This window comes from Romboutsia sp. (assembly GCF_051659545.1).
Taxonomy (GTDB): Bacteria; Bacillota; Clostridia; order Peptostreptococcales; family Peptostreptococcaceae; genus JBOFOR01.
The window spans coordinates 1-2,279 of record NZ_JBOFOR010000155.1 but is presented as its reverse complement, the minus strand read 5'-3'; the positions used below and the strand labels follow the sequence as shown (position 1 = coordinate 2,279).

4 protein-coding genes are annotated in these 2,279 nt (G+C 32.1%); all 4 read right to left on the bottom strand.

Translation table 11 applies throughout. The features are described 5' to 3' along the window. Nucleotides 1–740, bottom strand: a 740-nt coding sequence (locus ACRC03_RS08635) for a hypothetical protein (RefSeq protein WP_438652161.1), incomplete at its 3' end; no start/stop codon positions are given. Beyond that, nucleotides 740–1,327: a hypothetical protein gene (locus ACRC03_RS08630; protein WP_438652160.1), complete on the bottom strand. Its 588-nt coding sequence runs from the start codon at nt 1,325–1,327 to the stop codon at nt 740–742. The genes ACRC03_RS08630 and ACRC03_RS08635, both read right to left, overlap by 1 nt. Further along, a complete protein-coding gene (locus tag ACRC03_RS08625; protein WP_438652159.1) occupies nt 1,324–2,043 on the bottom strand; it encodes a ThiF family adenylyltransferase in 720 nt (239 codons plus the stop codon). Before ACRC03_RS08625 ends, ACRC03_RS08630 begins: the two co-directional genes overlap by 4 nt. After that, nucleotides 2,043–2,279: hypothetical protein (locus ACRC03_RS08620; protein WP_438652158.1), on the bottom strand; the 237-nt coding region annotated here is incomplete at its 5' end. The genes ACRC03_RS08620 and ACRC03_RS08625, both read right to left, overlap by 1 nt.

Sequence of the window (2,279 nt, the reverse complement as noted above, 5' to 3'; positions counted from 1 at the left end):
TGCATCTTAACATCTATAATATTGCTTAATTTTTGGGTTTCTACATCATCAAATAAATCTTGACATAATGTGCACAACCCTGTTTGTTGGGAAAAATAATCCCAGTAGGCATCTCCCAGCCCTTTTACCTCCCTTTGTCCTTTAGACTTAGGGATTCCTTTCTTGTAAATCTGTTCCACTTCAAAGATTGTATTAATCTTCTTTGCTAACTTCTCATAAGTAACCCTACCAAATCCGGGTAGTCCTTTAGCACCATTGTGAGTACCTAACAGTATATCCCTAAGTACAATCTTGTTAGCTTCTGCATCACTAAGGTAATAAAGACTATCTTTATCATAGTTGTAATGCCACCCTTCAATCTGGTTTAGGTCACTGTCAATATGGACAATAACATAGGTTAGATTTCTGTCCCTACATAATTTAGCAAATATTGCTGCTGCATCATCTGCTTCATAATGGTCAAACTTCAACGCACCTAAATTATCTACCATAAAATTCTTTACCCCCATAACAAATTCAGGATACTCTTTAAGTACTCTACTGGCTTTGTAATCCTTGTCCAGAGAGTACCTAAAGTTGTTCCTTCCAAATGTTAATAAGAATAGTTCTGATTTGTAGCTAAACTTCTGCCTAATAGTATTTACCTTCTCAATAAACCTTACTACAGAGTACTCATAAGTATCACTATTAGCCTTAAAAGCTAAACTATCAGCATCTATTATTAAAACATCTACTTTCATTATGCTATATCTAAATAAGACATTCTTATTCCCATATAATCTATACTTCTACTATTTGAAGAAACAAAGTATTTTCCGACATTTTCATTAACTGCTGTATCAATACTATCTGTATCTATTAAGTACTGTATTTCATCTTCTAACAATGTCCTAATTTTAGTTTTTGCATTACCTTCAATATAATAACTACTATGCCAAGATGATTTAAAATACTCTAAGTAATATACATAAGCCCTAATTAACAGAGTTATGAAATCACTTGTTTTAATAGCTTTCCTAAATTGAATTTGGTAAAGTTTACTATCACTATATGAAAATAAAGCGCCGTTTGTAAAGGGTAACTGCTTTAGTTTTAACAGATAGTAAATATTTACTATTAAGTCATCATAACTATTAATGTCAGAAGCACCTATGAAATTAAGTGCTTCATGTACCCTTATGTATTCGGGTAAGTTTCTAAGGTGTATTTTAGAAGGGGTAAAATTCAGGTTAATATATATGTTTTCTAAACTAACCTTCTTAATTGCCTCCTCAAAGTAAAGAATACCATCATCATTAAACTCATTTCCTAACTTCTCTACTATCATAGGTAAAAGCTATTTCCAGTGAAAGATTGGGCACTCCATTCATACTTAAATGGTACTACAGCAGGGCTAAATTCTGGGTCTAATTTATTCTCTAAATAGTTTAGAAATAAAGTAGTCATCTTTTCAGCAGCTCCCATAGCAATAAAAGTAGTATTCCTTGTAGTGCAGTCTGTATCAGGTATATCAATATCAGTCTTCTTTAGTATCTCTTGGTATGCCTCAATCTGTGCAATATTACCAGCTTGTACTGCATATACTTGGTAATTCTCCTTGTAAATCCTACCGTCAATAAAGATACCCTTCTCTTTCTTTAACCAGCTATTAAACATATTAACCCTTGCTTCAATGTTATCAAATCCACTAAAAGTTACATCTGTTACTTCACTACCTTCTTCAAACTTACTGTTTCCAATAATATAGGTTTCTTCACCATTTAGTGCTACTAAAGCCCTATTAACAGCTTCTATCTTGTTTTTACCCACATCTTCATACAAGAAAAACTGTCCTCCAGCATTTCTCTCATCAAAGTGGTCAAAGTCATAGGCTACAATACCTAACTTAGGTATAGTTCTACTAAGTAGTAATGTTAGCCATGATGATATGGAACCCATACCACCAATAGTTACCATTATTATCTTTTTACTTACAAACCATCTGTATCCCTTAACACCCATTAATCTTGGTGCAATATCTAAATCTACTTCTTGTATATCCATTATCCTTTACTTTCTTTAGTTTCTTGTAAAATCTTAATGTAAGCACTCTTAAAATCAGCTAATTTAAGCTCAAGTGCCTTAAATATAAACTGGTAATTAATTAAGAAATAAGACCTTTTGTTTTGAGCAACATAATCTTCTAACTCTTTAATTAACCTGAGGTAATTAGGCTCAACTTGGTACATCTTAAAGTAACTCTCCACTAATTTCTCTAATTTAGTAGAAAATATATTATC